General features: G+C 69.2%; 21 protein-coding genes and 1 riboswitch. Of the genes, 10 read left to right on the top strand and 11 right to left on the bottom strand.

Going from position 1 to position 24,522, the window contains the following annotated elements:
• Positions 1–9: 9 nt before the first annotated feature.
• Together ACN6O8_RS13535 and ACN6O8_RS13530 are read right to left on the bottom strand one after the other, a co-directional pair.
• Positions 10–1,539, bottom strand: a complete 1,530-nt coding sequence (locus tag ACN6O8_RS13535; RefSeq protein WP_427991541.1) for an ABC transporter ATP-binding protein — start codon at positions 1,537–1,539, stop codon at positions 10–12.
• The gene (locus ACN6O8_RS13530; protein WP_427991540.1) at positions 1,536–2,567 is read right to left on the bottom strand and encodes a BMP family protein; all 1,032 of its coding nucleotides are present in this window, start codon (positions 2,565–2,567) and stop codon (positions 1,536–1,538) included. The genes ACN6O8_RS13535 and ACN6O8_RS13530 overlap by 4 nt, the downstream gene beginning before the upstream one ends.
• A gap of 428 nt (positions 2,568–2,995) precedes the next feature.
• Here ACN6O8_RS13530 and ACN6O8_RS13525 point away from each other — a divergent pair, with 428 nt between their 5' ends.
• The 6 genes from ACN6O8_RS13525 (at position 2,996) to ACN6O8_RS13500 (ending at position 7,556) form a co-directional block, all read left to right on the top strand.
• Positions 2,996–3,910 carry a VTT domain-containing protein gene (locus tag ACN6O8_RS13525; RefSeq protein WP_427991539.1) on the top strand — a complete coding sequence of 305 codons (915 nt, stop codon included), beginning with the start codon at positions 2,996–2,998 and terminating at the stop codon, positions 3,908–3,910.
• 226 nt (positions 3,911–4,136) lie between these two features.
• Positions 4,137–5,063 (top strand): 2-dehydropantoate 2-reductase, encoded by a 927-nt coding sequence (gene panE, locus ACN6O8_RS13520; RefSeq protein ID WP_427991538.1) that lies wholly within the window; start codon positions 4,137–4,139, stop codon positions 5,061–5,063.
• A 166-nt stretch (positions 5,064–5,229) separates the two neighbouring features.
• Positions 5,230–5,841 (top strand): NAD(P)-dependent oxidoreductase, encoded by a 612-nt coding sequence (locus tag ACN6O8_RS13515; RefSeq protein WP_427991537.1) that lies wholly within the window; start codon positions 5,230–5,232, stop codon positions 5,839–5,841.
• Between the two features lie 179 nt (positions 5,842–6,020).
• Positions 6,021–6,473 carry a nuclear transport factor 2 family protein gene (locus ACN6O8_RS13510; protein ID WP_427991536.1) on the top strand — a complete coding sequence of 151 codons (453 nt, stop codon included), beginning with the start codon at positions 6,021–6,023 and terminating at the stop codon, positions 6,471–6,473.
• Between the two features lie 11 nt (positions 6,474–6,484).
• Positions 6,485–7,054 carry a flavin reductase family protein gene (locus ACN6O8_RS13505; RefSeq protein ID WP_427991535.1) on the top strand — a complete coding sequence of 190 codons (570 nt, stop codon included), beginning with the start codon at positions 6,485–6,487 and terminating at the stop codon, positions 7,052–7,054.
• Between the two features lie 4 nt (positions 7,055–7,058).
• Positions 7,059–7,556, top strand: a complete 498-nt coding sequence (locus tag ACN6O8_RS13500; protein ID WP_427991534.1) for a nucleoside 2-deoxyribosyltransferase — start codon at positions 7,059–7,061, stop codon at positions 7,554–7,556.
• 54 nt (positions 7,557–7,610) lie between these two features.
• Here the strand turns inward: ACN6O8_RS13500 and ACN6O8_RS13495 are convergent, their stop codons facing one another.
• Entirely contained in the window at positions 7,611–8,291 is a 681-nt protein-coding gene (locus ACN6O8_RS13495; RefSeq protein ID WP_427991533.1) for a TetR/AcrR family transcriptional regulator, read from the bottom strand.
• A 159-nt stretch (positions 8,292–8,450) separates the two neighbouring features.
• On the opposite strand from ACN6O8_RS13495, the gene ACN6O8_RS13490 reads away from it, so the two are divergent.
• Positions 8,451–9,659, top strand: a complete 1,209-nt coding sequence (locus ACN6O8_RS13490) for an MFS transporter (protein WP_427991532.1) — start codon at positions 8,451–8,453, stop codon at positions 9,657–9,659.
• A 105-nt stretch (positions 9,660–9,764) separates the two neighbouring features.
• On the opposite strand, the gene ribB is transcribed toward ACN6O8_RS13490, so the two are convergent.
• Positions 9,765–10,478, bottom strand: a complete 714-nt coding sequence (gene ribB, locus ACN6O8_RS13485) for a 3,4-dihydroxy-2-butanone-4-phosphate synthase (protein ID WP_427991531.1) — start codon at positions 10,476–10,478, stop codon at positions 9,765–9,767.
• A 110-nt stretch (positions 10,479–10,588) separates the two neighbouring features.
• Positions 10,589–10,743, bottom strand: a riboswitch (FMN riboswitch).
• 637 nt (positions 10,744–11,380) lie between these two features.
• On the bottom strand, positions 11,381–11,899 hold the full coding sequence (locus ACN6O8_RS13480) for an SET domain-containing protein (protein WP_427991530.1): 519 nt from the start codon (positions 11,897–11,899) through the stop codon (positions 11,381–11,383).
• A 108-nt stretch (positions 11,900–12,007) separates the two neighbouring features.
• Here ACN6O8_RS13480 and ACN6O8_RS13475 point away from each other — a divergent pair, with 108 nt between their 5' ends.
• Positions 12,008–12,928 (top strand): bestrophin family protein, encoded by a 921-nt coding sequence (locus ACN6O8_RS13475; RefSeq protein WP_427991529.1) that lies wholly within the window; start codon positions 12,008–12,010, stop codon positions 12,926–12,928.
• A 24-nt stretch (positions 12,929–12,952) separates the two neighbouring features.
• On the opposite strand, the gene ACN6O8_RS13470 is transcribed toward ACN6O8_RS13475, so the two are convergent.
• Positions 12,953–13,423 carry an Lrp/AsnC family transcriptional regulator gene (locus ACN6O8_RS13470; protein ID WP_427991528.1) on the bottom strand — a complete coding sequence of 157 codons (471 nt, stop codon included), beginning with the start codon at positions 13,421–13,423 and terminating at the stop codon, positions 12,953–12,955.
• Positions 13,424–13,516: 93 nt separating this feature from the next.
• On the opposite strand from ACN6O8_RS13470, the gene ilvB reads away from it, so the two are divergent.
• Complete coding sequence (ilvB, locus tag ACN6O8_RS13465) at positions 13,517–15,337, top strand: biosynthetic-type acetolactate synthase large subunit (RefSeq protein WP_427991527.1); 1,821 nt, start codon at positions 13,517–13,519, stop codon at positions 15,335–15,337.
• Positions 15,338–15,439: 102 nt separating this feature from the next.
• Here the strand turns inward: ilvB and ACN6O8_RS13460 are convergent, their stop codons facing one another.
• The 5 genes from ACN6O8_RS13460 to ACN6O8_RS13440 form a co-directional block, all read right to left on the bottom strand.
• Positions 15,440–16,222 carry an SDR family oxidoreductase gene (locus tag ACN6O8_RS13460; RefSeq protein ID WP_427991526.1) on the bottom strand — a complete coding sequence of 261 codons (783 nt, stop codon included), beginning with the start codon at positions 16,220–16,222 and terminating at the stop codon, positions 15,440–15,442.
• Positions 16,223–16,235: 13 nt separating this feature from the next.
• The gene (locus ACN6O8_RS13455) at positions 16,236–17,090 is read right to left on the bottom strand and encodes an ABC transporter permease (protein WP_427991525.1); all 855 of its coding nucleotides are present in this window, start codon (positions 17,088–17,090) and stop codon (positions 16,236–16,238) included.
• 7 nt (positions 17,091–17,097) lie between these two features.
• Positions 17,098–17,868, bottom strand: a complete 771-nt coding sequence (locus tag ACN6O8_RS13450; protein ID WP_427991524.1) for an ABC transporter ATP-binding protein — start codon at positions 17,866–17,868, stop codon at positions 17,098–17,100.
• On the bottom strand, positions 17,868–18,926 hold the full coding sequence (locus ACN6O8_RS13445) for an ABC transporter substrate-binding protein (RefSeq protein WP_427991523.1): 1,059 nt from the start codon (positions 18,924–18,926) through the stop codon (positions 17,868–17,870). Before ACN6O8_RS13445 ends, ACN6O8_RS13450 begins: the two co-directional genes overlap by 1 nt.
• Before the next feature lie 135 nt (positions 18,927–19,061).
• On the bottom strand, positions 19,062–21,698 hold the full coding sequence (locus ACN6O8_RS13440; RefSeq protein WP_427991522.1) for a DNA topoisomerase III: 2,637 nt from the start codon (positions 21,696–21,698) through the stop codon (positions 19,062–19,064).
• Positions 21,699–21,760: 62 nt separating this feature from the next.
• Here ACN6O8_RS13440 and ACN6O8_RS13435 point away from each other — a divergent pair, with 62 nt between their 5' ends.
• Entirely contained in the window at positions 21,761–24,418 is a 2,658-nt protein-coding gene (locus ACN6O8_RS13435) for a GDYXXLXY domain-containing protein (RefSeq protein WP_427991521.1), read from the top strand.
• Positions 24,419–24,522 lie beyond the last annotated feature (104 nt).

The raw sequence follows: 24,522 nt of genomic DNA, 5'->3' as shown, positions 1-24,522 counted from the left end.
GGCACGATGTCAGGCGCGCGTGCCCGTCATGGCCAGGCCGACGCTGGCGGGCGTCCATTGCGCGACCGGCTTGTCGGCGACCAGCTTGCCGCCGCACAGCACGGCGATGCGGTCGGCCAGCGCGAAGATCTCTTCCAGGTCTTCCGACACCAGCAGGATGCCGGCGCCGCGGCGGCGCGCGGCCAGCAACTGTTCGCGCACGTAGGCGACCGCGCCGATGTCCAGGCCCCAGGTGGGCTGGTCGGCGACGATGAAGCGCGGTTCGCGCGCCAGGGTGCGGCCCAGGATCAGCTTCTGCATGTTGCCGCCGGACAGGCTGCGGGTGCGCACGTCGAGCGAGGCGGCGCGCACGTCGAACTGCCTGGCCAGCGCCGCCGCGTAGGCGCGGCCGGCCTTGGCCCGGATCAGGCCGAAGCGCGAGAAGCGCGGGTCCTTCAGGTCTTCGACGATGGCGTTTTCCCACAGGGGGCTGTCGCCGATCATGCCTTCGCCGTGGCGATCCTCGGGAATGCGGCCCACGTGCGCGGCGGTCCAGCCGGCCGGCGTGGTGGGCGCGGCCGCGTGTTCGGGCCCCAGGCGGATGGCGCCGTCGGACGGCTGGCGCAAGCCGGTCAGTACCGACACCAGCGCCTGCTGGCCGTTGCCGGCGACGCCGGCGATGGCCACGATTTCGTGCTTGTGCACCACCAGGTCCAGGCTGTCCAGGCGCGGCGCGCCGCCGCGCGCGTCGCGCACGGTGACCTGGGACAGCGTGACCACGGGGGCGGCCTGGCCGGCCGCCGCCATGGCCTCGGCGTGCGGCATGGCGACCTTGCGGCCCACCATCAGCTCGGCCAGTTCGGCCGGCGTGGTGGCGGCGGTGTCGCGCTCGGCCACCAGCTTGCCCTGGCGCAGCACCGCGACGCGGCGCGACACGGCCATGACCTCGTCCAGCTTGTGCGAAATGAAGATGACGGCCAGGCCCTCGTCGACGAAGCCGCGCAGGGTGGCGAACAGGTCCTGCACTTCCTGCGGCGTGAGGACGGCGGTGGGTTCGTCCAGGATCAGCACCTTGGCGCCGCGGTACAGCGCCTTGAGGATCTCGACGCGCTGCTTTTCGCCGACCGACAGGCTGCCGACGCGCGCGTCCGGGTCCACGCCCAGGCCGAAGCGCTGGCCCAGCTCGACCAGCCGGCGGCGCGCCGGGCCGCGGCCCGAGGCCGGCTTCCACAGCGATTCGGTGCCGACCATGATGTTGTCCAGCACGGTCAGGTTGTCGGCCAGCGTGAAGTGCTGGTGCACCATGCCCACGCCCGCCGCCAGCGCGGCGTCGGGCCGGCCCGGGGGCAGCGGCTGGCCGAAGACTTCGATACTGCCGGCGTCGGCCACATAGTGGCCGAACAGGATCGACACCAGGGTCGATTTGCCGGCGCCGTTCTCGCCCAGCAGGGCCAGCACTTCGCCTTGCGCCAGCGTCAGCGAGACATCGTCATTGGCCGTCAGGCTGCCGAAGCGTTTGGTGATCCCTGCCAGCCGCAGGGCGAGAGGCGCTTGGTTCATCGTGCCGACGACTTGGGTTCTTTGTCGTTGACCTGCACGCTGAAGCTGCCGTCCAGGATGGCCTTCTGCTTGGCCTGCACCTTGGCGATCAGGTCGGCCGGGATCTTGCTTTCGAAGGTGCCCAGCGGCGCCAGCGACGAACCCTTGTATTTCATCAGCGAGTACTGGCCGAAGTCGGCGGCCTTGAAGGTGCCGGCCTTGACCTGCTTGAGCGCCTCGTCGATGGTCGGCTCCATGCTCCACAGGGCCGAGGCCACCACGGTCTCGGGGTATTGCGGCTGGGTGTCGATGACGTTGCCGATGGCCAGCTTGCCGCGTTCCTTGGCGGCGTCCGACACGCCGAAGCGCTCGGCGTACAGCACGTCCGCGCCCTTGTCGATCATGGCGAAGGCGGCTTCCTTGGCCTTGGGGGGATCGAACCACGAGCCGATGAAGGTCACGGTGAATTCGGCCTTGGGGTTGATTTCCTTGGCGCCCTCGATGAAGGCCTGCATCAGCCGGTTCACTTCGGGGATGGGGTAGCCGCCCACCAGGCCGATCTTGCCGGTCTTGCTCATGCCGGCGGCGATCATGCCGGTCAGGTAGGCCGGTTCCTGGATGTAGTTGTCGAACACCGAGAAGTTGGGCTGCTGCGGCTTGCCGGACGAACCCATCAGGAAGGCGGTCTGCGGGTAGTCCTTGGCCACCTTGCGGGCGGCGGCTTCGACCGCGAAGGCCTCGCCCACCACCAGCTTGTTGCCCTGTTCGGCATACTGGCGCATGACGCGCTCGTAGTCGGCGTTGGTGACGTTTTCCGAGAACGTGTATTCGATTTCACCCCGGTCGCGCGCGGCGGTCAGCGCCTTGTGGATGCGCGACACCCATTGCTGTTCGACCGGCACCGTGTAGATGGCGGCGACCTTGGTCTTGGCGGGCGCCTGGGCCTGGGCGCTGGCCGACAGCAGCAGCGCGCCGGCGGCGGCCGCGGCCAGCTTCAGCAGGCCGCGGCGGGCGATGCCGCTGGCGGCCGGGAGGGAAAAGGATTTCATGCGCAAGTCTCCTTCGCGGGGATGGAACGGGAATGGGAGGGATGGCGGCGATGTCCGGGCGTCGCGGTGCGGCACGCGTGGGCGGGCGGGATCGAGGGCGTGGGATCGGTCATCGGATGGGGGAGCGCCGGGGCGGCGCGCCCCGTCCGAATGGGCAGGTTCGCGGCCAGTCCTGGCCAAGCAAGTTGTATGCCATGGGGCATTCCCGCGACAAGTCGGGGGAATCCGGATAGCCGGGCGCGATTATAGGCACCCTGGCGGGCCAGCGTGGCACCAGCATGGTGCGCACCGTTGCGGTGCGTGGACACTTTTCTTCATGGAACGGCCTGTTGCGCGGCGCCACGGCCCGCCGCGCCGCCCCTGCGCGCGGGGGCGGGCCTAAAATCTCTTCCATCGCGCCGCGCCCGACGCGGCAACCCGGAAAAAACATGCAAGACATTCAATTGCTGCTCGAACAGTACGGCGGCTGGCTCGTCTTCGCCAACGTGCTGGTCGAGCAGGCGGGCCTGCCCGTGCCCGCCTATCCCATGCTCATCGCCGCCGGCGCCCTGGCGGGCGCGGCGGGCTGGCTGGCGCCCTGGCTGGCGGCCACCCTCGCCTGCCTGCTGGCCGATTCGCTCTGGTATGCGGCGGGCCAGCGCTATGGCTCGCGGCTGCTGGGCGTGATCTGCAAGATGTCCTTGTCGCAGGACTCCTGCATCCGCCAGACCCAGCGGCTGTACCTGCGCATCGGCGTGCGCGCCCTGCTGGTGTGCAAGTTCCTGCCCGGCGCCGGCGCCCTGTCCACGGTGATGGCGGGCCTGACCGGCACGCCCTACCGCCGCTTTCTGGCGTACGACCTGGTGGGCGCGATGATCTGGGCCGGCTCGGCCTTGCTGCTGGGCGGGCTGTTCCACAGCGTGGTCAACGACGTGCTGGACGTGCTGGGCACCTACGGGCCGATGGGGCTGGCCCTGCTGGCGGCGGTGCTGGCGCTGTACATCATCGCCCGCGCCCTGCGGCGCTGGATCCTCAAGCGCAACCTGCGCGTGATTCCGCGGCTGTCGGTGGACGAACTGATGCAATGGCGCAAGGACGGCCGCCAGGCGCTGGTGTTCGACGTGCGGCCCGAGGCGGTGCGCGAGGAAGACCGCATTCCCGGCGCCATCGCCGTCGACCTGCGCGCGCCGCTGCCGGCCCTGGAGGCCGGCAGCGAGGACGCCGACATCGTGGTCTATTGCGCCTGCCCCAACGAGGTCTCGGCCGCGATGCTGGCCGCGCGCCTGCGGGCCGCCGGCTACCCCAAGACCTGGGCGCTGCGCGGCGGCTACGAGGCCTGGGCGCGGCACGCGCACCCGGCCTGACAGCGTGCCGGGGGCGCGCCGACGCCTGCCGGTTGCGCGCCACGGAGGGCGCCCCCGCGCGTGATTGCCTCTCTTGCCTGACACGCCTGGACGCGGGCCTTCGGCGGGCCGCGTCCGGCGCCTGTCCGGGCCATGGGCGCCCGCCCGGCTTCGGCCCGTGCCCGGCGCCGCCGCGGGCGCATAATGATCCCTCGGCCCGCGCCTTTGACGGGCCAGGGAGACAGGCATGAAGTTGTTGTTCTTGGGCGCCGGCGGCACCGGCGGCTATTTCGGCGGACGCGCCGCCCAGGCGGGCGCGGACGTAACCTTCCTGGTGCGCGAGGCCCGCGCCGCGCGCCTGCGCGAGCAGGGCCTGCGTATCGAAAGTCCCTTTGGCGACGCCACGCTGCAGCCGCAGTTGGCCACCGCCGACACGCTGAAGGGCTTCTACGACGTGGTGGTGCTCAGTTGCAAGGCCTATGACCTGCAAAGCGCCATCGACGCCATCCGCCCCGCCGTCGGCCCCGACACCGCGGTGTTGCCGATCATGAACGGCGTGCTGCAGTACGATGTGCTGGACCGCGAATTCGAGCCGCACCGGGTGCTGGGCGGCCTGTGCCAGATCAACGCCACGCTCGGCCCCGAAGGCCAGGTGGTGCACCTGGGCAAGCATGCCAGCATCGTCTTCGGCGAGCGCGCCGGCCCGGCCCGCAGCCCGCGCTGCGAAGCGCTGGCCGAGGCCCTGGCTGGCGGCGAGTACGTCAGCCGCCTGAGCGAGGACATCTACCAGGACATCTGGGAAAAATACGTGTTCCTGACGACGCTGGCCGCCGCCACCTGCCTGATGCGCGGCACGGTGGGCCAGATCGCGTCCACCGACGACGGCGCCGACATCGTGCGCGGCCTGTTGCGCGAATCGCAGGCAGTGGCCGCCGCCAGCGGCCACGCGGTGCGGCCCGAGGCCGACGCCAACGCGCTCAAGATCCTGACCGACCCGTCCCAGCCCATGACCGCTTCGATGTTCCGCGACCTGCGCCAGGGGCTGCCGGTGGAGGCCGACCACATCGTCGGCGATATGGTGCGGCGCGCGCGCACGCTGGGGGTGGATGCCACCACCCTGCGCACCGCCTACGCCCACTTGCAGGTCTACCAGTCGCAACGCGCCGCGGCCTGAGCGCAGGGAGCGGGGCCCATTGGTGCATGGATTGCAAAAAACTCTTCCGTGCCCGTGGGTTCCTGGATCCGATCCGGCCGCATAGTATGGCTTTGCCTGTGCCCCGGACCGCACGGCGCCGCGCGTCGCGGCCACCGTCCGGGGCTCACCTTCCAGGAGCAAGACCATGAAAATCGCATTGATCGGAATCACGGGCCGCGTCGGCTCGCGCGTGGCGGACGAACTGCTCAAGCGTGGCCACCAGGTCACCGGCATCGCCCGCAACCTGGGCGACGTCAATCCCCAGCCCGGCCTGACCGTCCGGCAGGGCGACGCCACCGACCCGCAGGCGCTGACGCCGTTGCTCAAGGGCCACGACGCCGTGGTCAGCGCCTCGCGCTTCGTTTCGGCTGATGCCAAGCCGCTGCTGGCCGCCATCAAGGACGCGGGCGTGCCGCGCCTGCTGGTGGTCGGCGGCGCCGGCAGCCTGGAGGTGGCGCCCGGCAAGATGCTGATCGACACGCCGGAATTCCCCGACGCTTACAAGCCCGAGGCCCGCGCCGGCGTGGTGTTCCTGGACACGCTGCGCCAGGAAAAAGTGCTGAACTGGACGTTCCTGTCGCCGTCGGCGCTATTCGAGCCGGGCGAACGCACCGGCACCTTCCGCGTCGGTGACGACAGCCTGCTGGTCGACGCTGGCGGCAAGAGCTGGATCTCGATGGAAGACTACGCCATCGCCCTGGCCGACGAGATCGAGACGCCCAAGCATTCGCGCCGCCGCTTCACGGTCGGCTACTGAGCCGGGCGAACCGCCGCCCGGCTGCGCCTGCCGGCCCGGCCCCCCTTGGACCCCGTGGGGGGCTTGGGGGGCGGCGTCATTTTCAGGCGAAAGCCGCAAGCGTCAGAGGGACGAAACGGCCGGTTTTGTTTGTAAACTGGCAAACCGCCAGCCGGCGTCACGACCCTCGAGTAGTCAGTATGAGCATGAAGTTCAAATCGTTGGCCCTTTGCCTGTTGCTGGCCGCCAGCTGTGTGGCGCCGGTTCAGGCTGCCGCGCCGCAGTCCAACAAGGACATCGTGGTGGCGTTTTTCCGCATGATGTTCCAGGATCGCGAGATCGACGAGGCGGTGCGCCTGTACGTCGGTAAGAACTACGTCCAGCACAACCCCTACATGCGCGACGGCATCGAGCCGATGGTGGATTTCTTTCCCCACTACTTCGAACAACACCCGCAGGCCAGCGTCGACATCAAGCGTGTCATCGCCGAGGGCGACCTGGTGATGATCCACAACCTGTGGCGCGAATCGCCCGAAGACCGCGGCCAGGCCGTGGTCGACATCTTCCGCGTCGAAAACGGCAAGATCGTCGAGCACTGGGACGTCAGCCAGGAAATCCCCGAAAACCCCGCCAACAAGAACGGCATGTTCTGAGTCCGCCCGCCATGTCCGCGATCGAACCCGTCGAGCTGTCCCGCGCCTACCTGCTGCTGAACCACGGCCCCACCGTGCTGGTCACCAGCGCCCACGGCGCCGAGCGCAACGTCATGGCCGCGGCCTGGGCCATGCCGCTGGATTTCAGCCCGCCCAAGATGCTGGTGGTGGTGGACAAGAACACCTACACGCGCAAACTGATCGAAGCCTCGGGCGAATTCGCGCTGTGCATTCCGTCGCGCGCGCAGGCCCAGGCCACCTTGCAGGTCGGCTCGCATTCGGGCCGCGACGAAGACAAGTTCCAGGCCAGCGGTCTGGCCACCTTTCCCGCCAGCCGGATCGGCGCGCCGCTGATCGAAGGCTGTCTCGGCTGGCTCGAATGCAAGGTGGTGCCCGAGCCGCATAACCAGCAGGCCTACGACCTGTTCATCGGCGAAGTGGTGGCGGCCTGGGCCGCGCCCGACGTGTTCTCGGGCAACCGCTGGCACTTCGACGACGCCGCCCGCCGCTCGGTGCACTACGTTGCGGGCGGTTCGTTCTTCGCCACCGGCGAAGCGTTCTCGGTTGCCGATCCGGAGTAAGCCGGTGCGCCGCGTCTACCTCGCCGGCTTCGACGTGTTCCTGCCCGACGCGGTGGCGCACGGCGCACGCTTGAAGGCGCTGGCCGCCGCGCACGGTTTCGAAGGGCTGTACCCGTTGGACAACGTGCCCCCCGCCGGCCTGTCCGGCGCGGCGCTGGCGCAATGGATCTACCAGGCCAACGTGGCCATGATCGGTCGCGCCGACCTGGTGATGGCCAACCTCAACGGCTTCCGGGGCGCCGAACCGGATTCGGGCACGGCTTTCGAGGTCGGTTACGCCATCGCGCTGGGCAAGCCGGTGTGGGGCTACACCGCGCAAGCCGGCAGCGTGCGCGAGCAGGTCGCCGTGGGCGTGGCCGCCGACGATGCGGCGCGCGCGGTGGACGCGCAAGGCTACACGGTGGAGGACTTCGGCCTGAACCTGAACCTGATGCTGGCGTGCAGCGCCCGCATCGTGGTGGGCGACGCGGCCGACTGCCTGGCGCGCATGGCGCGCGGCTAGCGTACCGGCAACGCATCCCGCTCTGCGCGCCAGCGCGATCCCGTCAGGCTGGGTTCAGGCCGCGCCAGCGCGCGCCGGCTTGCGGGCGGCGGCGCGGCCCGGCCGTGCCTTGGCGCCGGCCGTCGGCGTGCCCAGATAGCCCATCACCGCATCCACCACCGAGCGCTCCAGTTGCTGCGGGCTGAAGCCGGCCGGCGGCTCCAGCGCCGCCGCGTGCACCAGCGACTCTATGATGCGCAACACCACGTAGGTCGCCAGCTCGCGGTCCTGCTGCGCGATTTCGTCGCGGTGCAGTTCCAGCAGGTGGCGCATGCGGCGGTGGATGTCCTGGTCGGCGCGGCTGTGATCGCGCGGCAGGTCGAACAGCGGGAATTCGCGTTCCAGCACACGGTGCAGCGCCGGCTCCAGCAGGTGCGCGTGCAGCGACGCGGCGACGATGGCGGCGACCCGCTCGCGCAGCGTGGCCGCGGGGTTGCCGTCCAGCACCTCGTCGATCAGCGCCAGCATCTGCTGGTCGTGACGGTCGTGCAGCGCCGCGATCAGCGCGTTTTTGTTGGGGAAGTACTGGTACAGCGAACCGACGCTGACCCCGGCGGTTTCGGCGATCCGGTTGGTGTTGGTGCCGGCGTAGCCGTGCTGGGCCAGAATGCGAGCTGTCGCTTGCAAAATGGTGTCCACGGTTTGCTGCGAACGTTGCTGGCGCGGCGATTTACGGGGCTGGGGGATGGCTGTCATGGGGGGCGGGGAAAGCGAGTTTCAAACCTGAGCACCGGCTCATAAAATTTCGATACGCAACGGCAGTCGCGCCGAGCACCGGCCGATTATGCCATCGTCCATGACGGCGAACGGGCCGCCCCGGCGCCGTTTTCCGTTGCCCTCTTCCAAGGAATCCTCATGTCGACTTCATCGACGGCCGTGGCGCTGCCCGCGGCCGGCGGGACCGCGCGTCCCGTTTTCATGCAGATATTGCCGCTGGCGCTGGCGGTCTTCGTCGGCTTTTTCATGGTCGGCCTGCCCATGCCGGTGCTGCCGCTCTATGTCGATGGCGTGCTGGCGCAGGGCGCGCTGGTGGTCGGCATCGTGGCGGGCCTGCAATTCGCGGCGGCGCTGCTGTCGCGCGCCTGGTCCGGTTCGCTGGCCGATCGTCGCGGCGCCAGGCGCGCTGTAGTCACCGGCTTCCTGCTGGGTTCGATGGCGGGTCTGCTCTACCTGCTGGCCGGCACGCAGGCAGAGCAACCGCGCGCGGCGCTGGCCGCGTTGATGGCCGGCCGCGCCCTGATGGGTTGCGCCGAAAGCCTGATCGTCACCGGCGCGCTGAGTTGGGGCGTGGGCCTCGTCGGGGCGCAGCACGCGGGCCGCGTGATGGCCTGGATCGGCGTGGCGATCTATGCCGCCTTCGGGCTGGGCGCGCCCGCCGGCATGCGCTTGTATGCCGTGGCCGGCTTCGCGGGCATCGCCTGGGCCACGGTGTGCATCCCGCTGCTGGCGTTGGCGCTGGTGCTGCCGCAGCGCGGCGTGCCGCCGGCCGGCGGCACGCGCACGCCGTTCTACCGCGTGCTGGGGCTGGTCATGCTGCCGGGCCTGGGCCTGGCGTTGACCAGCGTCGGCTTTGGCGTCATCACCGCCTTCATCAGCCTGTTGTTCGCCCAGCGCGGTTGGGACGGCGCGGCGTGGATGTTCAGCCTGTTCGGTGTCGGCTTCATCGCGGCGCGGCTGTTTTTCGCCGGGCTGCCCGACAAGCTGGGCGGGGCGCGCGTGGCGCTGGTGTGCGTGCTGATCGAGGCGGCCGGCCAATGGCTGATCTGGATGGGCTCGACGCCGGCGTGGGCGTTCGCCGGCGCGCTCTTGAGCGGCGCGGGTTACTCGCTGGCGTTCCCGGCGTTCGGCGTGGAAGCGGTGCGCCGCGTGCCGCCGGCCAGCCGTGGCGCGGCCATGGGGGCCTACGTGGCGTTCCTGGACGTGGCGCTGGGCATTGCCAGTCCTGCCGCCGGCTGGCTGGCCGGCGTGCAGGGCTACGGCGCGGTGTATGCGCTGGGCGGTGCGTGCGCGCTGGGGGCGGTGCTGGTGGCGCTGGCGTTGCGCGGCCGCGTTGCCGCCGCGTAGGGCGCGGCACTGCGCCGATGCGGCGGGCGCCTGGACGGGCTGCCGCGTCGGGCTGGCGTATCGATTGACGATCACGGCGCCCACCGCTGCGGGCGCCGTTTGCGTTCAGACGGTGGCGGCCATTTCCAGCACTTCGTCGTTGACCGGCTCTGTCTGGCCGTCGCGCAGTTGCTGCAGGTGGTCGGCCAGTTCGGCGATGGTCAGGGCGACCAGGCCGTGCTGGGCGGCGTAGCGCTCGAGCGCGGCGCCGCGCATCATGGTGCCGTCGGCGTTCATCAGTTCGCACAGCACGCCGGCCGGACGCAGGCCGGCCAGGGTGGCCAGGTCGACCGAGCCTTCGGTGTGGCCGCGGCGGGTCAGCACGCCGCCGGGCTGGGCCCGCAGCGGGAAGACGTGGCCGGGGCTGACGATGTCGTCGGCCTGGGCGGTGGGCGCGATGGCGGCGCGGATGGTGGTGACGCGGTCCACGGCCGACACGCCGGTGCTGACGCCTTCGCGCGCCTCGATCGAGACGGTGAAGGCGGTGGCGAAGCGGCTCTGGTTGCGCTGGACCATGGGGGCCAGGTCGAGGCGGTCGAGCACTTCGCCGGGCAGGCACAGGCAGACGATGCCGCTGCCGTCGCGGATCAGCTGGGCCATGACGGGCACGGTCAGCTTGTCGGCGGCGACGATGAGGTCGGCTTCGTTTTCACGGTCGAAGTCATCCATGAGGATGACGGGGCGGCCCAGGCGCAGGTGATGCAGGGCGCGTTGCAGGCGCACGGCGAAGGGCTGGGCGGACAGGCTGGGGGACTGCGGGGTAAGGGTAACGTTGGACATTGAAACGCTCTCGCGAAAAAGTGGGCGAAAAACGTTTCAGGGCTCATCGACAGCCGAACGCGAACCGGCTGCCCAGGCGCTTGGCGCCCGGACAGGGGGGGCTTGTGACGGCACATCTTCTCTCATCCGGACTGTGACCGTCGGCCCTGGCATCTCACCAGATCTGCTGACCCCGGTGTCCGTGAAGGACGCCGGGCGCTCGCGGGCTCGCCAAATTGCTTGGCATACCGCCGGTGGGGAATTTCGCCCCGCCCTGAAGACGTACTGCTTGTTTGTCGTGTTAACGACATCGGGGATTTTACGCCTGTCCGGGGAATGCTGCGGAATATGCTTATTGGGGGTGGGGGTTTGTTGGCGTCTGGGTGGGGTTCTTGAGACGCCGGGGGTGGCGGGGCTTGGGGGGAGCGGGGCTACGATTGCGGTCCGGAGCGTTCGCTCCGGACTGCCCCTGCCTCAACCTCGTCCGCCTTCGGCTCCCTTCGGTTTCCGTTGGGCGCATCTACACGCCCCGCTCCCCCCAAGCCCCGCCACCCCCGGCTCGGTCGGTTGTCACTTCACGGGCGTGGGGGCGGGTGGCTTGCTTGGCGTTTTGGCCCTGAGAGAGGCTGGGAGGGAGGGTCTTGCGGGGTCGCCAAAGGCGGCCGCGCGGGCGGCCTTCTTTGGCGTTTGGGTGTCTTGCGTCGGGGCGGTGCCGGGCCGGCGTGGCGGCTCAGCGGCTGGCGTTGGCGATGAGCGGTGCGTGGTCTTGACGAGGGGTTGGGTAGTCGGTTCGCGCGGGTGGCGGTGGTCGGTATCGCCACGGCCGCGGGGCGGTGGCGCGGGCGTTGCTGGGGCGGGCCGGATATCCGGTGTTGGGCGAGCGCAGCCAGTGGGGCTGCGCGGTGGGCGCCCGCGCCGCTTGTTTACTTCGCGGCTTCCGTTTCCGCTTCAGCCTTTTTCTTTTTCTTCTTTTCGGGCAGCGCCAGCATCGTGCCGCGGCACGGCGGGGTGCCGCAGAGGCACTTGTAGCCTTCCTTCAGGGCCTTGGTGATGCGGCCGTCCAGGACCAGGCCGTAGTCGTACGACAGTTCGGTGCCGCGCGGGATGTCTTGCAGGGCGACGATGTAGACGCGCTTGCCGTGCTTGCCTTCCTGCGCTTCGCAGTTGGGCTGGCAGGAATGGTTGATCCAGCGGGCGTCGTTGCCGTTGTCGCCGCCGTCGATGACGCGGCCGGAGCTCAGGGCGAAGAAGAAGGTGTGGAAGGGATCGTCGGGGTTGGTGGGGTGGCGGCGATCGGCTTCCTTGGCGCTGATGCGGGCGCCGCCGTACTCGATGATGCGGGTGCCCGCCGGAATCTTGCGGGCGGCGAAGACGCCGTTGCCATGCAGCTTGGAGCGGCGCACGACGTACCAGGGCTTGATGGGGGTGTCTTCGGTGGTCATTGATTGGCGGCAGTGTGGCGGTGAGACGAAACAGAATTATATCGGCGCGCTCATGACACGATGACAGGCGTATAGTGAGCGCCGCCTCGTTATTCGCTTACCTGCATCATGATTGTCCGTCCGCGGCCTTCCGCGCTGGCTCTGTTCTTTGTTTTGCGCGGTTCGATCATCCCGCGCATCTTCAGCCGCATCCTGGTGATCACCGCACTATCGTGCGTGGTGGTGTGGATGTATCACCGGCACTGGTTCTCGCCCACGCACTTGTCGGCGGTGCCGTTCTCGCTGTTCGGGCTGGCGCTGTCGGTGTTCATGGGGTTTCGCAACAACGTCTGCTACGACCGCTGGTGGGAAGCGCGCAAGCAATGGGGCGACCTGATCGTGCAGGCCCGCAGCCTGGCGCGCGAAAGCGCGGTGCTGCTGGCGGCCAGCACCGCCAATCCGCTGCAGGAACGGCTGGTGCGGCGCTGCATCGGCTTCGGTTATGCGCTGGCGGCGCGGTTGCGTGACCAGGACGTGCTGGCCGCGGTGCGGCCGTGGGTGCAGCCGGAGGAGTTGGAGACGCTGGGCGGCAACCGCAACGTGCCCGACGCGCTGCTGCTGGCGATCAACCGCGACCTGGCGGCCTGCCTGCGGCGCGGCGAGTTGACCGATATTCTCTATCAGGCGCTGACCCAGCGGGTGGCGCAGTGCGCGGCGATCCAGGCGGCCTGCGAGCGCATCAAGTACACGCCCACGCCGTTCGCCTATTCGCTGCTGCTGCATCGCACCGCCTGGCTGTTCTGCCTGCTGCTGCCGTTCGGGCTGGTGGGCACGCTGGAATACATGATGCCGGTGGCGGTCACCATCATCGCCTACACCTTCTTCGGGCTGGATGCGCTGGGCGACGAACTGGAAGATCCGTTCGGTCTGGAGGAAAACGACCTGCCGCTGTCGGCGCTGGCGCGGGTGATCGAGATCGACCTGCTGGACGGGCTGGGCGTGCGGCCGCTGCCCGAACCGGCGCAGCCGGTGGATTGCGTGTTGCGCTGAGGCGTGGGCGCCGGCCGTCAGCGCTCAGCTTGTCGGCCCGTTCAGCGGCAGCATGGTTTCTTTCAGGCGCCGCAGCACAAAACAGGATTTGCTGTGGCGGATGCCGGGGATGCGGTACAGCTGCTCGCGCAGCAGCCGTTCGTAATCGCGGGTGTCGCGCACGGCGATGCGGATGTAATAGTCGTAGTCGCCCGACACCAGGAAGGCTTCCAGCACTTCCGGGATCTGCGCCAGCGCGCGCCCGAATTCATAGAGCGTTTCCTCGCTGTGGCTTTCCAGGGTCACGTGGACGATGACCGTGTCCATGAAGCCCAGGCTGGCCGGGTCGATGTCGACCGTGTAGCCGCGGATCACGCCGGCCGCCTCCATGCGCTTGATCCGGTTCCAGCAGGGCGTGGACGACAGGCCGACCGCAGCGCCGATGTCGTTGAGGCTGGCGCGGGCGTTGTCTTGCAGCACGCGCAAAATCGCCAAATCAAACTTGTCCAGGTTCATTTTCTTTGATTCCTCCTATCCAAAGATAAATTTACTGCGTTTGCCGGCAATTCGTGGAAAAGAAGATAAATATTCTTCCGGATTCCCAATAAGATGGATAGCATGAACGATCGCCTGCACCCCTCCGTCGCCGCCGCGCTTGCCGCCCCTGAAACTCCCCCCGCCAATGGGGCCAGGATTCTGCTGGAAACGCTGATTGCGCACGGCGTGGACACCGTGTTCGGCTATCCCGGCGGCGCCGTGCTGCCGCTGTACGACGCGCTCTATGCCGAGCCGCGCCTGCGCCACGTGCTGGTGCGCCACGAACAGGCGGCCGTGCACGCCGCCGAGGGCTACGCCCGCACCACCGGCCGCACCGGCGTGGTGTTCGTGACCTCCGGCCCCGGCATGGCCAACACCACCTCGGGTTTGCTGGACGCCATGTGCGATTCGATCCCGGTGCTGTGCATCAGCGGCCAGGTCGCCACCAGCGCCATCGGCACCGACGCCTTCCAGGAATGCGACGCCATCGGCATTTCGCGTTCCGTGACCAAGTGGAATACCCAGGTGCGCGCGGTCGACGACGTCGCCGCCGTCACCGCCCGCGCCTTCGAACTGACGCGCCAGGGCCGCCCCGGCCCGGTGCTGCTGGACTTCCCCAAGGACGTGCAGTTGGCCGTGCCGCGCGACGCCGACGGCGACGACTACACGCCGTCGCAACAGAAGCTGGCGGCGCTGCGCGCGCGGCGCCAGTCAGGCAAGCTGGCGCCCAAACTGCCGCAATCGGCCGTGCGCCGCGCCGCCGCGCTGATCGCCCAGGCCAAGCGGCCGATCTTCTACGGTGGCGGCGGCCTGGTGAATGCTGGCCCCGAGGCCTGCGCCGCCTTCACCGAACTGGTGCGCGCCACCGGCGCGCCCTGCACCCTGACGCTGATGGGCCTGGGGGCGTTCCCGGCCTCCGATCCGCAGTTCGTCGGCATGCTGGGCATGCACGGCACGGTCGAGGCCAACCTGGCCATGCACAACGCCGACCTGGTGGTGTGCATCGGCGCCCGCTTCGACGACCGCATCACCGGCAAGCTGTCCGAGTTCTGCCCGCATGCGCGCAAGATCCACATCGACATCGACCCGGCCTCCATCAACAAGGTGGTGCGGGTGGACGTGGCGCTGGTGGGCGACTGCCTGCCGCTGGTGCGCGCCCTGCACGCCGAGCTGGGCGGGCCGCTCGATGCGGCGCGGCTGGCGCCGTGGTGGGCGCGGGTGCAGGCTTGGCGCGCCCAGGACTGCCTGGGCTACACCCCGGCGGCCGACGCCATCCTGCCGCAGCACCTGATGTCGCGCCTGAACGCGGCGCTGGCCGGGCGCGATGCCATCGTCTCGACCGACGTCGGCCAGCACCAGATGTGGGCGGCGCAGTACCTGCGTTTTGACCAGCCGTACCGCTGGCTCACGTCCGGCGGCGCCGGCACCATGGGCTACGGCGTGCCGGCCGCCATTGGCGCGCAGGTCGCGCATCCGGACAAGACCGTGGTCTGCGTCAGCGGCGACGCCTCGGTGCTGATGAACATCCAGGAACTGTCCACCGCCATGCAGCATCAGGCGCCGGTCAAGGTCGTGCTGTGCAACAACGGCTACATGGGCATGGTGCGCCAGTGGCAGGAACTGATCCACGGCGGCCGTTACAGCCACAGCTACAACGCCTCGCTGCCCGACTTCGTGGCGCTGGCGCGGGCCTTCGGCTGGGGCGCGGCGCGGGTCGAGGACCCGGCGCAACTGGACGCGGCGCTGGCCGAATGCCTGGCGCACGACGGCCCCTACTTCCTCGACGTGGCGGTGACGGCGCAGGAGAATTGCTTCCCCATGATGCCGGCCGGCCATGGCCACCACAAGATGATGCTGGCCGAAGGCGTGTGGTACCAGGACGAGACGACCTGAGTCGGGTCGGTGGCAAGACGGCGGCATTTTTCGAGGGGCCGCCAAAATGATGAAGGGGCCCTTTGCGGGCCCCTTCGCTTTTACCGCGCTGGCAGCGCGCCCTCAGAACTGGATCGACAACCCGCCGTCCACCACCAGCACGTGCCCGTTCACGTACGACGCCGCCTTCGACGCCAGGAACACCGCCGCGCCGGCGATCTCCTCCGGTTCGCCCCAGCGCCCGGTCGGGTTGCGCGCCGCGATGCGCGGGCCGACGGCGGGGTCTGCCACCATCCCGGCGTTGGTCTCGGTGGCGAAGGTGCCCGGCGCGATCGCGTTGCTGGTGATGCCGCGCCCGCCGAACTCCGCCGCCAGCGCCCGCACCATGCCGGTCAGACCCTGCTTGGCGGCCGGATAGACGGCGTCGCCGGCGCGCGCCAGTTCCCCCACCACCGAAGTGATGGCGATCAGGCGGCCGCCGCCCTGGCGCGCCATGCGCTCGGCGGCGTGCTTGGCCAGCAGGATGCCAGCCACCAGGTCGGTGTCGATCAGCTCGCGGATCTCGGCGGCGCTGGTGTCGGCCAGCGTCTTGCGGTTGCGCGCGCCGACGTTGTTCACCAGGATGTCCAGACGGCCGTGCTCGGCGTCGATGCGCGCGAAGGCCCGCGCCATGGCGGCGTCGTTGCTGACGTCGAAGGCCAGCGAATGCGCGTCCAGGCCGTCGCCGCGCAGCGCGGCGGCGGTGCCTTCGGCGGCCTGTTCGTTGCGGCCGTTGATCAGCACGCGCGCGCCGCAGCCGGCCAGCGCGCGGGCGATACAGAAGCCCAGCCCGCGGGCCGAGCCGGTCACCAGCGCGACCTGGCCGCTCAGGTCGAAGTTGCGCAGGTAGGGCAAGGAAGTCGTCATGGTCGGGCTCGGTTCATTCGCGGAATTCGGGCGCCCAGTGCAGCAGCCGCCGTTCCAGCCAGGTCACGCAGTACACCAGCGCGATGCCGACGATGGATAGCAGCGTGACCGCGGCGAACATGTCGGTGGCGTTCAGTGTAGCCAGCGCGGTGATCATCAGGTAGCCCATGCCGGTGGTGGAGCCGACGAACTCGGCCAGCACCACGCCGATCAGCGCGAAGCTGATGGCGTTGGGCAGCGCGGCGAAGGTCCAGGCCGCCGCGGTCGGAATGCGCACGCGCCACAGGATCTGGCGCGGCGAGCCGCCCAGCGTGCGGCAGAAGTCCACCAGTTCGCGCTCGACGCTGCGCCCGCCCTTGTAGGTGTTGAAGAACACCAGGAAGAACACCACGAACCACGAGGTCACGACCTTCGAGGCCAGCCCCAGCCCGAAGAACATGGTGATGAGCGGCACGAAGGCGATGCGCGGCATCGAGTTGAAGGCCACGATGAACGGATTGAACACGTCCGCCAGGAAGCGGCTGCGGCTGAGCGTCATGCCCACCAGGAAGCCGCTGCCCACGCCCACCACCAGCCCGACCAGCGTGGCCTGCAGCGTCAGCCACAGGTGCGGCCAGACCGAGCGCGGCCCGGGCTGCAGCCATTCCCACAGCCGCACCGCCACGCGCGACGGCTGGCTGATGAAGAACGGGTCGAACAGTGTGTTCTGCGTGAACCACGGGATGCGCGTCAGCGTTTCCCAGGAGCCAAGGATGATGGCCAGGATCAGCACCTGCCACAAGGTGATGCGCACGCGCCGCAAGGTGCTGGCGCGGCGGTCCAGCCGCAGCTGGTCCTGCAGGGTGTGGGTCAATTCGGGAGCGGTCATGGCGGAATCAGGCGGCGGCGCGGAACTGCTGGCCCAGCACGCTCCAGAGGCTTTGCACATGGGCAACGAACTGCGGCGTTTCGCGCAGGGTGAAGACGTCGCGCGGATGCGGGATGGCGATGCGCTCGTCCAGCAGCACGCGGCTGGGCGGCCCGGACAGCACCACCACGCGGTCCGACAGCAGGATGGCCTCGTCCAGGTCGTGCGTGACCAGCACCACGGTCTGGCCCAGCTTGCGCCAGATCTCCATCAGCTCGCGGTGCAGGTGGGTCTTGGTATGCGTGTCCAGCGCCCCGAACGGTTCGTCCAGCAGCAGGATGCGCGGCTCCACCGCCAGGCTCATCAGCAGCGCCACGCGCCGCCGCATGCCGCCCGACAGCTGGTGCGGAAAGGCGTCGGCGAACGCCGTCAGGTGGCCCAGCTCCAGCAGCTCGGCCACGCGGCTGGCGATGCGCGCGGCCGGCACGCCCTGGAACTTCAGGCCCAGCGCCACGTTCTTCCTGACGCTGAACCAGGGCAGCAGCGTGTCCTTCTGGAAGATGTACCCCAGCGCTGGCGGCACCTGGCCGTCGACCACCTGGCCATCGACCACGATGCGGCCGGCGGTGGGCGGCAGGAAGCCGGCGATCATGTTCAGCAGCGTGCTCTTGCCGCAGCCCGAGGGGCCGACGATCGACACGAACTCGCCCGCCGCGATCTCCAGGCTGACCTCGCCCACCGCGTGGGTGGTGCCCTGGCGCGTCTGGTAGGCCTTGCCCACCCGGTCCAGCGTGATCATTACAGGCCCCGCGCTTTGCGTACGAAGCTCATGTCGACGCACTTGGCGTACGGCACCGTCTTGATCTCGTCGTTCGAGAACTGGCGGCCGTCGCCCATGATCGCGGTCATGCGGTGGTAGGCGTCCTCGGTGATGAGGTTGTCTTTGAGGAACACCGTGTCCTTGTACACGCCCAGCGTTTTCTCGATGGCGGCGCGCGGGAAGGCATTCAGATAATCGTCGTAGATCGCGTCGGCGATCTCGGCGGCGCTGTGGGCCGTGATGAAGTCCTGCGCACGCACCAGGCCGGTGACGAAGGCTTGCACCGTCTCGGGCCGCTTCTGGATGGTGTCCTGCAGCGTCAGCGCGGCGATGCCCGGCACGTCGCCGCCCATGAACTCGTTCCACGAGGCCTCGGTGGTGGCGTCGAAGATCGGCACGCCCCAGCCTTCCTGCTGGGCTTGCTCCATCATCGACATGGTGGCCATGCTGGCCGCCACCGAGCCGGTCTTGAGCGCGCCCAGCATGGTGGCCAGGTCGCCCAGGGGGCGGATGTCGACCTTGTCGGCCACGCCGGCCTTCTGCATCAGGTACAGCGCCATCAGCCAGGTGCTGGACTGCGGCTGGGTCGCGCCGACGCGCTTGCCGGCCAGGTCTTTCAACGACTTGATCTTGCCGCTGTCAAAGTCCTCGCGGCGCACGATGACGTTGGCGTAGGTCAGCTTGCGGTCGAAGCCGAACACCAGCGTGGCCGGCTTGCCGGCCAGCGTCAGGGCCGGCGCGGCGGTGGCGGCGGTGGCGCCGAAGGCGATCTGGCCGGCCGCCAGCAGCTGGTTGGTGCGCGGGCCGCTCTGCGAATTCAGGTACTCGACCTCCAGGCCCGCTTCGCCGAAATAGCCCTTCTTGAGCGCCACGTAGCCTGCGGCGAAGAATGGGTCGATGCTGCCCTGGCCGTAGACCACGCGGCCCAGCTTGGGCTGGGCGAAGGCCACACGGCCGCCGATCAAGGTGACGCCGGCCAGCGCCCCGGTGGCGGCCAGCACACGGCGGCGGGTGGTGAAGTGGGGGCTCGTGCTCATGTCTTCCTCGGTCTTGATCGGGTTGGGGTTGTTTTGGCGTCAACCATACCGCAGCGGGGCTTGCCGTCCAACAATGGAAAACGCCCGGTTGCCCGGGCGTTTTCGTCGTGCCACGCAAGTGTAGACCGTGGCGGCTCAGGCCGCGGTCTTCTTGGGCGCGGCCTTCTTCACGGCTTTCTTGGCGGCGGTTTTGGTTGCCGCTTTGGTCGCCGTCTTGGTGGCCGTTTTGGTTGCGGTCTTTTTCACCGCGGCTTTCTTGGCCGCCGTCTTGGTGGCGCTGGCGGCGGTCTTGGCCGGGGCGCGGCCACGGCCGGGTTTTTCCGGACGCGGCTCGAACTCGAAGCCGATCTTGCCGTCGGGCTGGCGCACCAGGAAGGCCTTGAACTTGCGGTTGGTGCGGCTGGACACGAAGCCGTCGAGCAGGTCGGTGCGGCCGTCGGTCAGCAGCTTTTCCATCTGCTCGCGCGAGATTTCCTGCTGCAGGATGACCTTGCCGGAGCGGAAGTCGCAACTCTTCTCAGGGCCCACCGACTTCTCGCAGACGTAGCTCATGCCGTGCTCGAACACGCGCGACTGGCACTTGGGGCAGTTGCCCACCGGCGTGTGGCCGGAGAAGTCCACCGCCTCGCTGTCGTCCTCGTCGTTCTGGCCGAAGTCGAATTCCAGCTTGTACTCGTCGCTGATGCGCAGGATGGCGGCGAACGGCCGGCCCATCTTGCTGATGAAACCCTGCAGCGGGCCGATTTCGCGCTTGGCCAGCAGTTCCTCGACTTCCGGCAGCTCGAAAGTGCGGCCGCCCGGGTGCTTGCCGATCGAGAAATCGCAGTTGGTGCAGGCGAAACGACGGTAGTTTTCCTTGACCACCCCGCCGCACTTGGGGCACGGCGTCTGCAGCGTGGCGTAGTCGCCGGGCACCGTGTCGCGCTCGTATTCCTTGGCGCGCTTGACGATCACCTGCGTCATCTGGGCGATCTCGCGCATGAAGGCCTGGCGGTCCAGCACGCCCTGCTCGATCTGCTTGAGCTTGTGTTCCCATTCGCCGGTCAGCTCGGGCGAGGTCAGTTCCGACACGTCCAGGCCCGACAACAGCGTCATCAGTTGGCGCGCCTTGGCGGTCGGCACCAGGTCGCGGCCCTCGCGGCGCAGGTAGACCTCGTTGAGCAGGCCTTCGATGATGGCCGCGCGCGTGGCCGGCGTGCCCAGGCCGCGCTCGGACATGGCCTCGCGCAGCTCCTCGTCGTCCACCAGCTTGCCGGCGCCTTCCATGGCCGACAGCAGCGTGCCTTCGTTAAAGCGCGCCGGCGGCTTGGTGGTCAGGCCCACGGCTTCGACGTCCTCGGTGCGCACGGTCTCGCCGTCGCCCACCGGCACCAGGTTGGCGTCCTCGCCCTGGGCTTCCTTGCCGTACACGGCCAGCCAGCCCGGGTTCACCAGCACCTTGCCGTCGGTGCGGAAGCGATGGCCCTGCACCTCGGTCATGCGGGTGGTGACGCGGTACTCGGCGGCCGGGAAGAACACCGCCAGGAAGCGCTTGAGCACCAGGTCGTACAGCTTGGCCTCGGCCTCGCTCAGGTCGTGCGGGATCTGCAGCGTCGGGATGATGGCAAAGTGGTCCGACACCTTCTTGTTGTCGAAGATGCGGCGATTCGGCTTGACCCATTGCTGGCTGACCACGGTGCCGGCATGGCGCGACAGCCCGCCGACGGCGTTCGAGCCGCCCTGGGCCAGCGCGCGCATGGTTTCCTGCACCGTGCCGAGGTAGTCCTCGGGCAGGTAGCGCGAATCGGTACGCGGGTAGGTCAGCGCCTTGTGGCGTTCGTACAGGGTCTGGGCCAGCGCCAGGGTGGTCTTGGCCGAGAAGCCGAAGCGGCCGTTGGCCTCGCGTTGCAGCGAGGTCAGGTCGTACAGGGCCGGCGACATCTGGGTCGACGGCTTGGATTCCTCGGTGACGCTGCCCGGCTGGTCGCGGCAGGCGGCCACCACGCTCTGGGCGGCGGCCTGCGACCACAGGCGCGATTCGCGCTTCTCGGGGTCGCGCTCGTCCTTCTTGAAGTCCGGATCGATCCAGCGGCCCTCGTACAGGCCGGCGGCCGCCACGAAGGTGGCGCGCACTTCCCAGTAGTCGCGCGGCACGAAGCGGCGGATGCGTTCCTCGCGCTCGGCCACGATCGCCAGCGTGGGGGTCTGCACCCGGCCCACCGGCGTCTTGAAGAAACCGCCGTCCTTGCTGTTGAAGGCGGTCATGGCGCGCGTGCCGTTGATGCCCACCAGCCAGTCGGCCTCGGCGCGCGAGCGGGCGGCGGCCTCCAGCGGCTTGAGCTGGGCGTCGTCGCGCAGGTTGGCGAAGGCTTCGCGGATGGCGGCCTGCGTCATCGATTGCAGCCACAGGCGCTGGATCGGCTTTTTCACCCCGGCGTACTGGATGATGTAGCGGAAGATCAGTTCGCCCTCGCGTCCCGCGTCACAGGCGTTGATGATGGCGTCGACGTCCTTGCGCTTGGCCAGGCGCACCAGCAGCTTGAGGCGCTCGGCCGATTTCTTGTCGGTCGGGCCCAGCTCGAATTCAGGCGGAATTACCGGCAGATGGGTGAAACTCCACTTCCCCTTGACCGGATCGTTGGGCGCGACCAAGCTAAGCAAATGGCCGATGCTCGACGCCAGCACGTAACGTTCGCTTTCAAAATAGTCGCCCTCGCGCGCAAAGCCTCCCAAGGCGCGTGATATATCAAGGGCCACCGAGGGCTTCTCGGCAATAATCAGCGTTTTATTCATGTGTATCCAGTGGCGGCAGTCCCGCCGTAGTAGCGCGGATAATAAGATCGGAGTTTCGCGAGATGCAAGTCGGCACTGAACGGCAAGTGGGATCCGAACTGCACGCATGGCGCCAATTCCTGGCCCGCAGCACCCTCTGGCTGGGGGTTTTGCTGCTGGGCAGCGCCGCCATCTGCTGGGTCGCGGCGAACTGGCAGGACATGACCAAAATCCAGCGCTTCGCCGGCACGCAGGGCCTGCTGGCCCTGACCGCGCTGGCGGCGGCCTGGGCCGGCTTGCGCCTGCGCGCCGCCCCAGGCGTGCGCCGCAGCATACCCGGCGCGCTGCTGGCCCTGGCCGGCATTCTGCTCGGCGCCCTGCTCGCGTTATTAGGTCAAACTTACCAGACTGGCGCCGATACCTGGGAACTGTTCGCCTGGTGGGCGGTTCTGCTGTTGCCTTGGGCATTGGCGGCGGCCAGTCAGGCCGTCTGGCTGCTGTGGGCGTTGGTGACCAACGTCGCCCTGGTGCTGTGGCTGGGCGAACGGGCCTTCACCTGGTGGCTGATCCTGGGCGGCCCCCAGGTCGCCAGCCTGATCGTGGCCGCCTGGAACCTGCTGTTGCTGCTGGGCTGGGAACTGGCGGCGCGCCGCTGGCGCGCCAGCACCTTGGTCGGACCGCGGGTCCTGGCGGCGCTGGTGATCAGCGCGCTGGTGACGGCGCTGGTGTTCGGCCCGATGGTGACGGTGCTGGTGATCGGCAACGGCCTGTCGCGCGGCCTGGGCTCCATCAACGGCCTGGCCTGGATCGCGGTCACGCTGGGTCTGGGTTTCTATTACCAGCGCGGCCGCCGCGACCTGGTCATCCTGGCCATGTTGGTGGCCGGCGTCATCTGCGTCTCGCTGCGGATGGTAGGCGAATGGCTGCTGCGGCTGGAACCCGGCATCTGGGCGGCCCTGCCGCTGGCGGCGCTGCTGATGGCCGAGGCCGTCTGGGCGGCGCGCTGGCTGCGCGGACTGGCCGCGGGGCCGCGGGCGGCCGTCGCGGCCCCGGCCGATGCCGAGCCGGCCGCCGCCTCGGCCGGCAACGCGGTCGATCCTGGCGAGGCCGGCGAACCCGTGGCGCAACTGGCGCCGCCCGCCGTGCCGCACACCGAGCCGCCCTGGTACGTGCAATGCATCCTGGCGCTGAGCGCCTGGCTGTCGACGCTGCTGCTGCTGGCCTTCGTGGCCTTCTCGGGCATGATCAATTCAGAGGAAGGCGCGCTGGTGGCCGGCCTGGTGCTGTGCGCCGCCGGCGTGGCCGTGCTGCGCAGCGACGCCGGTCCGTTCTGGCGCCAGTGCGGCACCGCCATGGCGTTCGCCGGGCAGATCCTCATCATCTACGGCATGTCCAGCTCGACCTCGTTCGCCAGCGCCTGCCTGTTCGTGCTGCTGATGGCCACGGCGGTGTACGCGCTGGGGCCGGACGTGATCCTGCGCTTCCTGAGCGGCGGGCTGATCGCCCTGGCCGGCGCCGGCCTGATCTGGCGCGTTCTGGCGCCCGAGCTGCTGCGCGACGATCTGCTGGACGCCCTGCTGGACTTCGACATGGCCCGCGCCGCCTTCGTCTGGCTGCCGATCGCCGTGACCGGCGCGTGGGCCACGGCGGTGATCCTGACCCTGGCGCACCGGCTGGGCGGCAAGCGCGGCCATGCGCTGCAACCGCTGGCCTGGGCCTTCCTGCTGTCGGTGCAGGGCATGGTGTGGCTGGCCAGCGGCCTGTCGGTGCTGCAATTGCCGGCCATGTGGCAACTGCACGCGCAGACCGCCGTGCTGGTATGCGCGGGGGCGTTGCTGCCAGCGGCGGCGGCGATGGCGGTGTTGTGGCCGCGCCGGCATGTGTTGACCGCCGGCGTCACCTGGGGCGTGCCCATCGCCCTGCTGCTGCTGGCCCTGTTCTGGCTGCCCAGCCCCGGCGTGGGCTTCGCGCTGGCCTGGCTGCTGCTGGGCTTCGGCCTGAACCAGCCGCGGGTGGCGCTGTTCGGCGTCTTCAGCCTGCTGGCCTACCTGGGGGTCTATTACTACCAACTGGACGTGCCGCTGCTGCAGAAGTCCTTGTGGCTGGGCGGCGGCGCCGTGCTGCTGTTCGTGCTGCGCGGGCTGGTGTGGCTGGTGCCGCGCTTGATGCGCACCCAGGATCCTTCGCGCCGCGCGCCGCTGCCAACGGTCTCGCCGGCCCTGCGCTGGCGCACCCTGGCGATCCTGGGCGGTCTGGCGCTGGTGCTGGTGGTGGCCAATGGCAGTATCTGGCAGCGCGAGAAACTGCTGGCCAGCGGCAAGGTGGTGATCCTGGAATTGGCGCCGGTCGACCCGCGCTCGCTGATGCAGGGCGACTACATGGCGCTCAACTTCGCCGCCGGGCGCGAAGTCACGCGCCTGCGGCTGGGCGGCGAGCGCCAGGACGCGGAGGACTCCGTCATGGGCGAAGCCTCCGACGGCTACGTGATGCTGACCGGCGATTCGCGCGGCGTGTACCAGCCCGTGCGCATCCAGACCGACGCCCGGCCGCATGCCGACGGCGAAGTGCCGCTGCGCTATCGCGTGCGCGACAACCAGGTGCGCATCGTCACCAACGCCTATTTCTTCCCTGAAGGCCAGGCCAAGCGCTATGAGGTCGCCAAGTTCGGCGAACTGCGCGTGGCCGAGAACGGCGAGGCCCTGCTGGTGCGCATGCTGGGCGAGGATCTGCAGCCGCTATAGGAGTGGCAGGTCGTCGCCAGGCGTGAGGGTTGCCCGCGGCCGCCGGCCATGGGCCGGCGCGGGCGCTTCGGCATGGCCGACTGCACGCCCCGTGCTGGCCGCCG

The organism is Achromobacter sp. (assembly GCF_050285565.1).
GTDB lineage: Bacteria > Pseudomonadota > Gammaproteobacteria > Burkholderiales > Burkholderiaceae_B > Achromobacter.
Note: the sequence above shows the minus strand (reverse complement) of the source record. Positions and strands in the feature narration are given on the sequence as shown.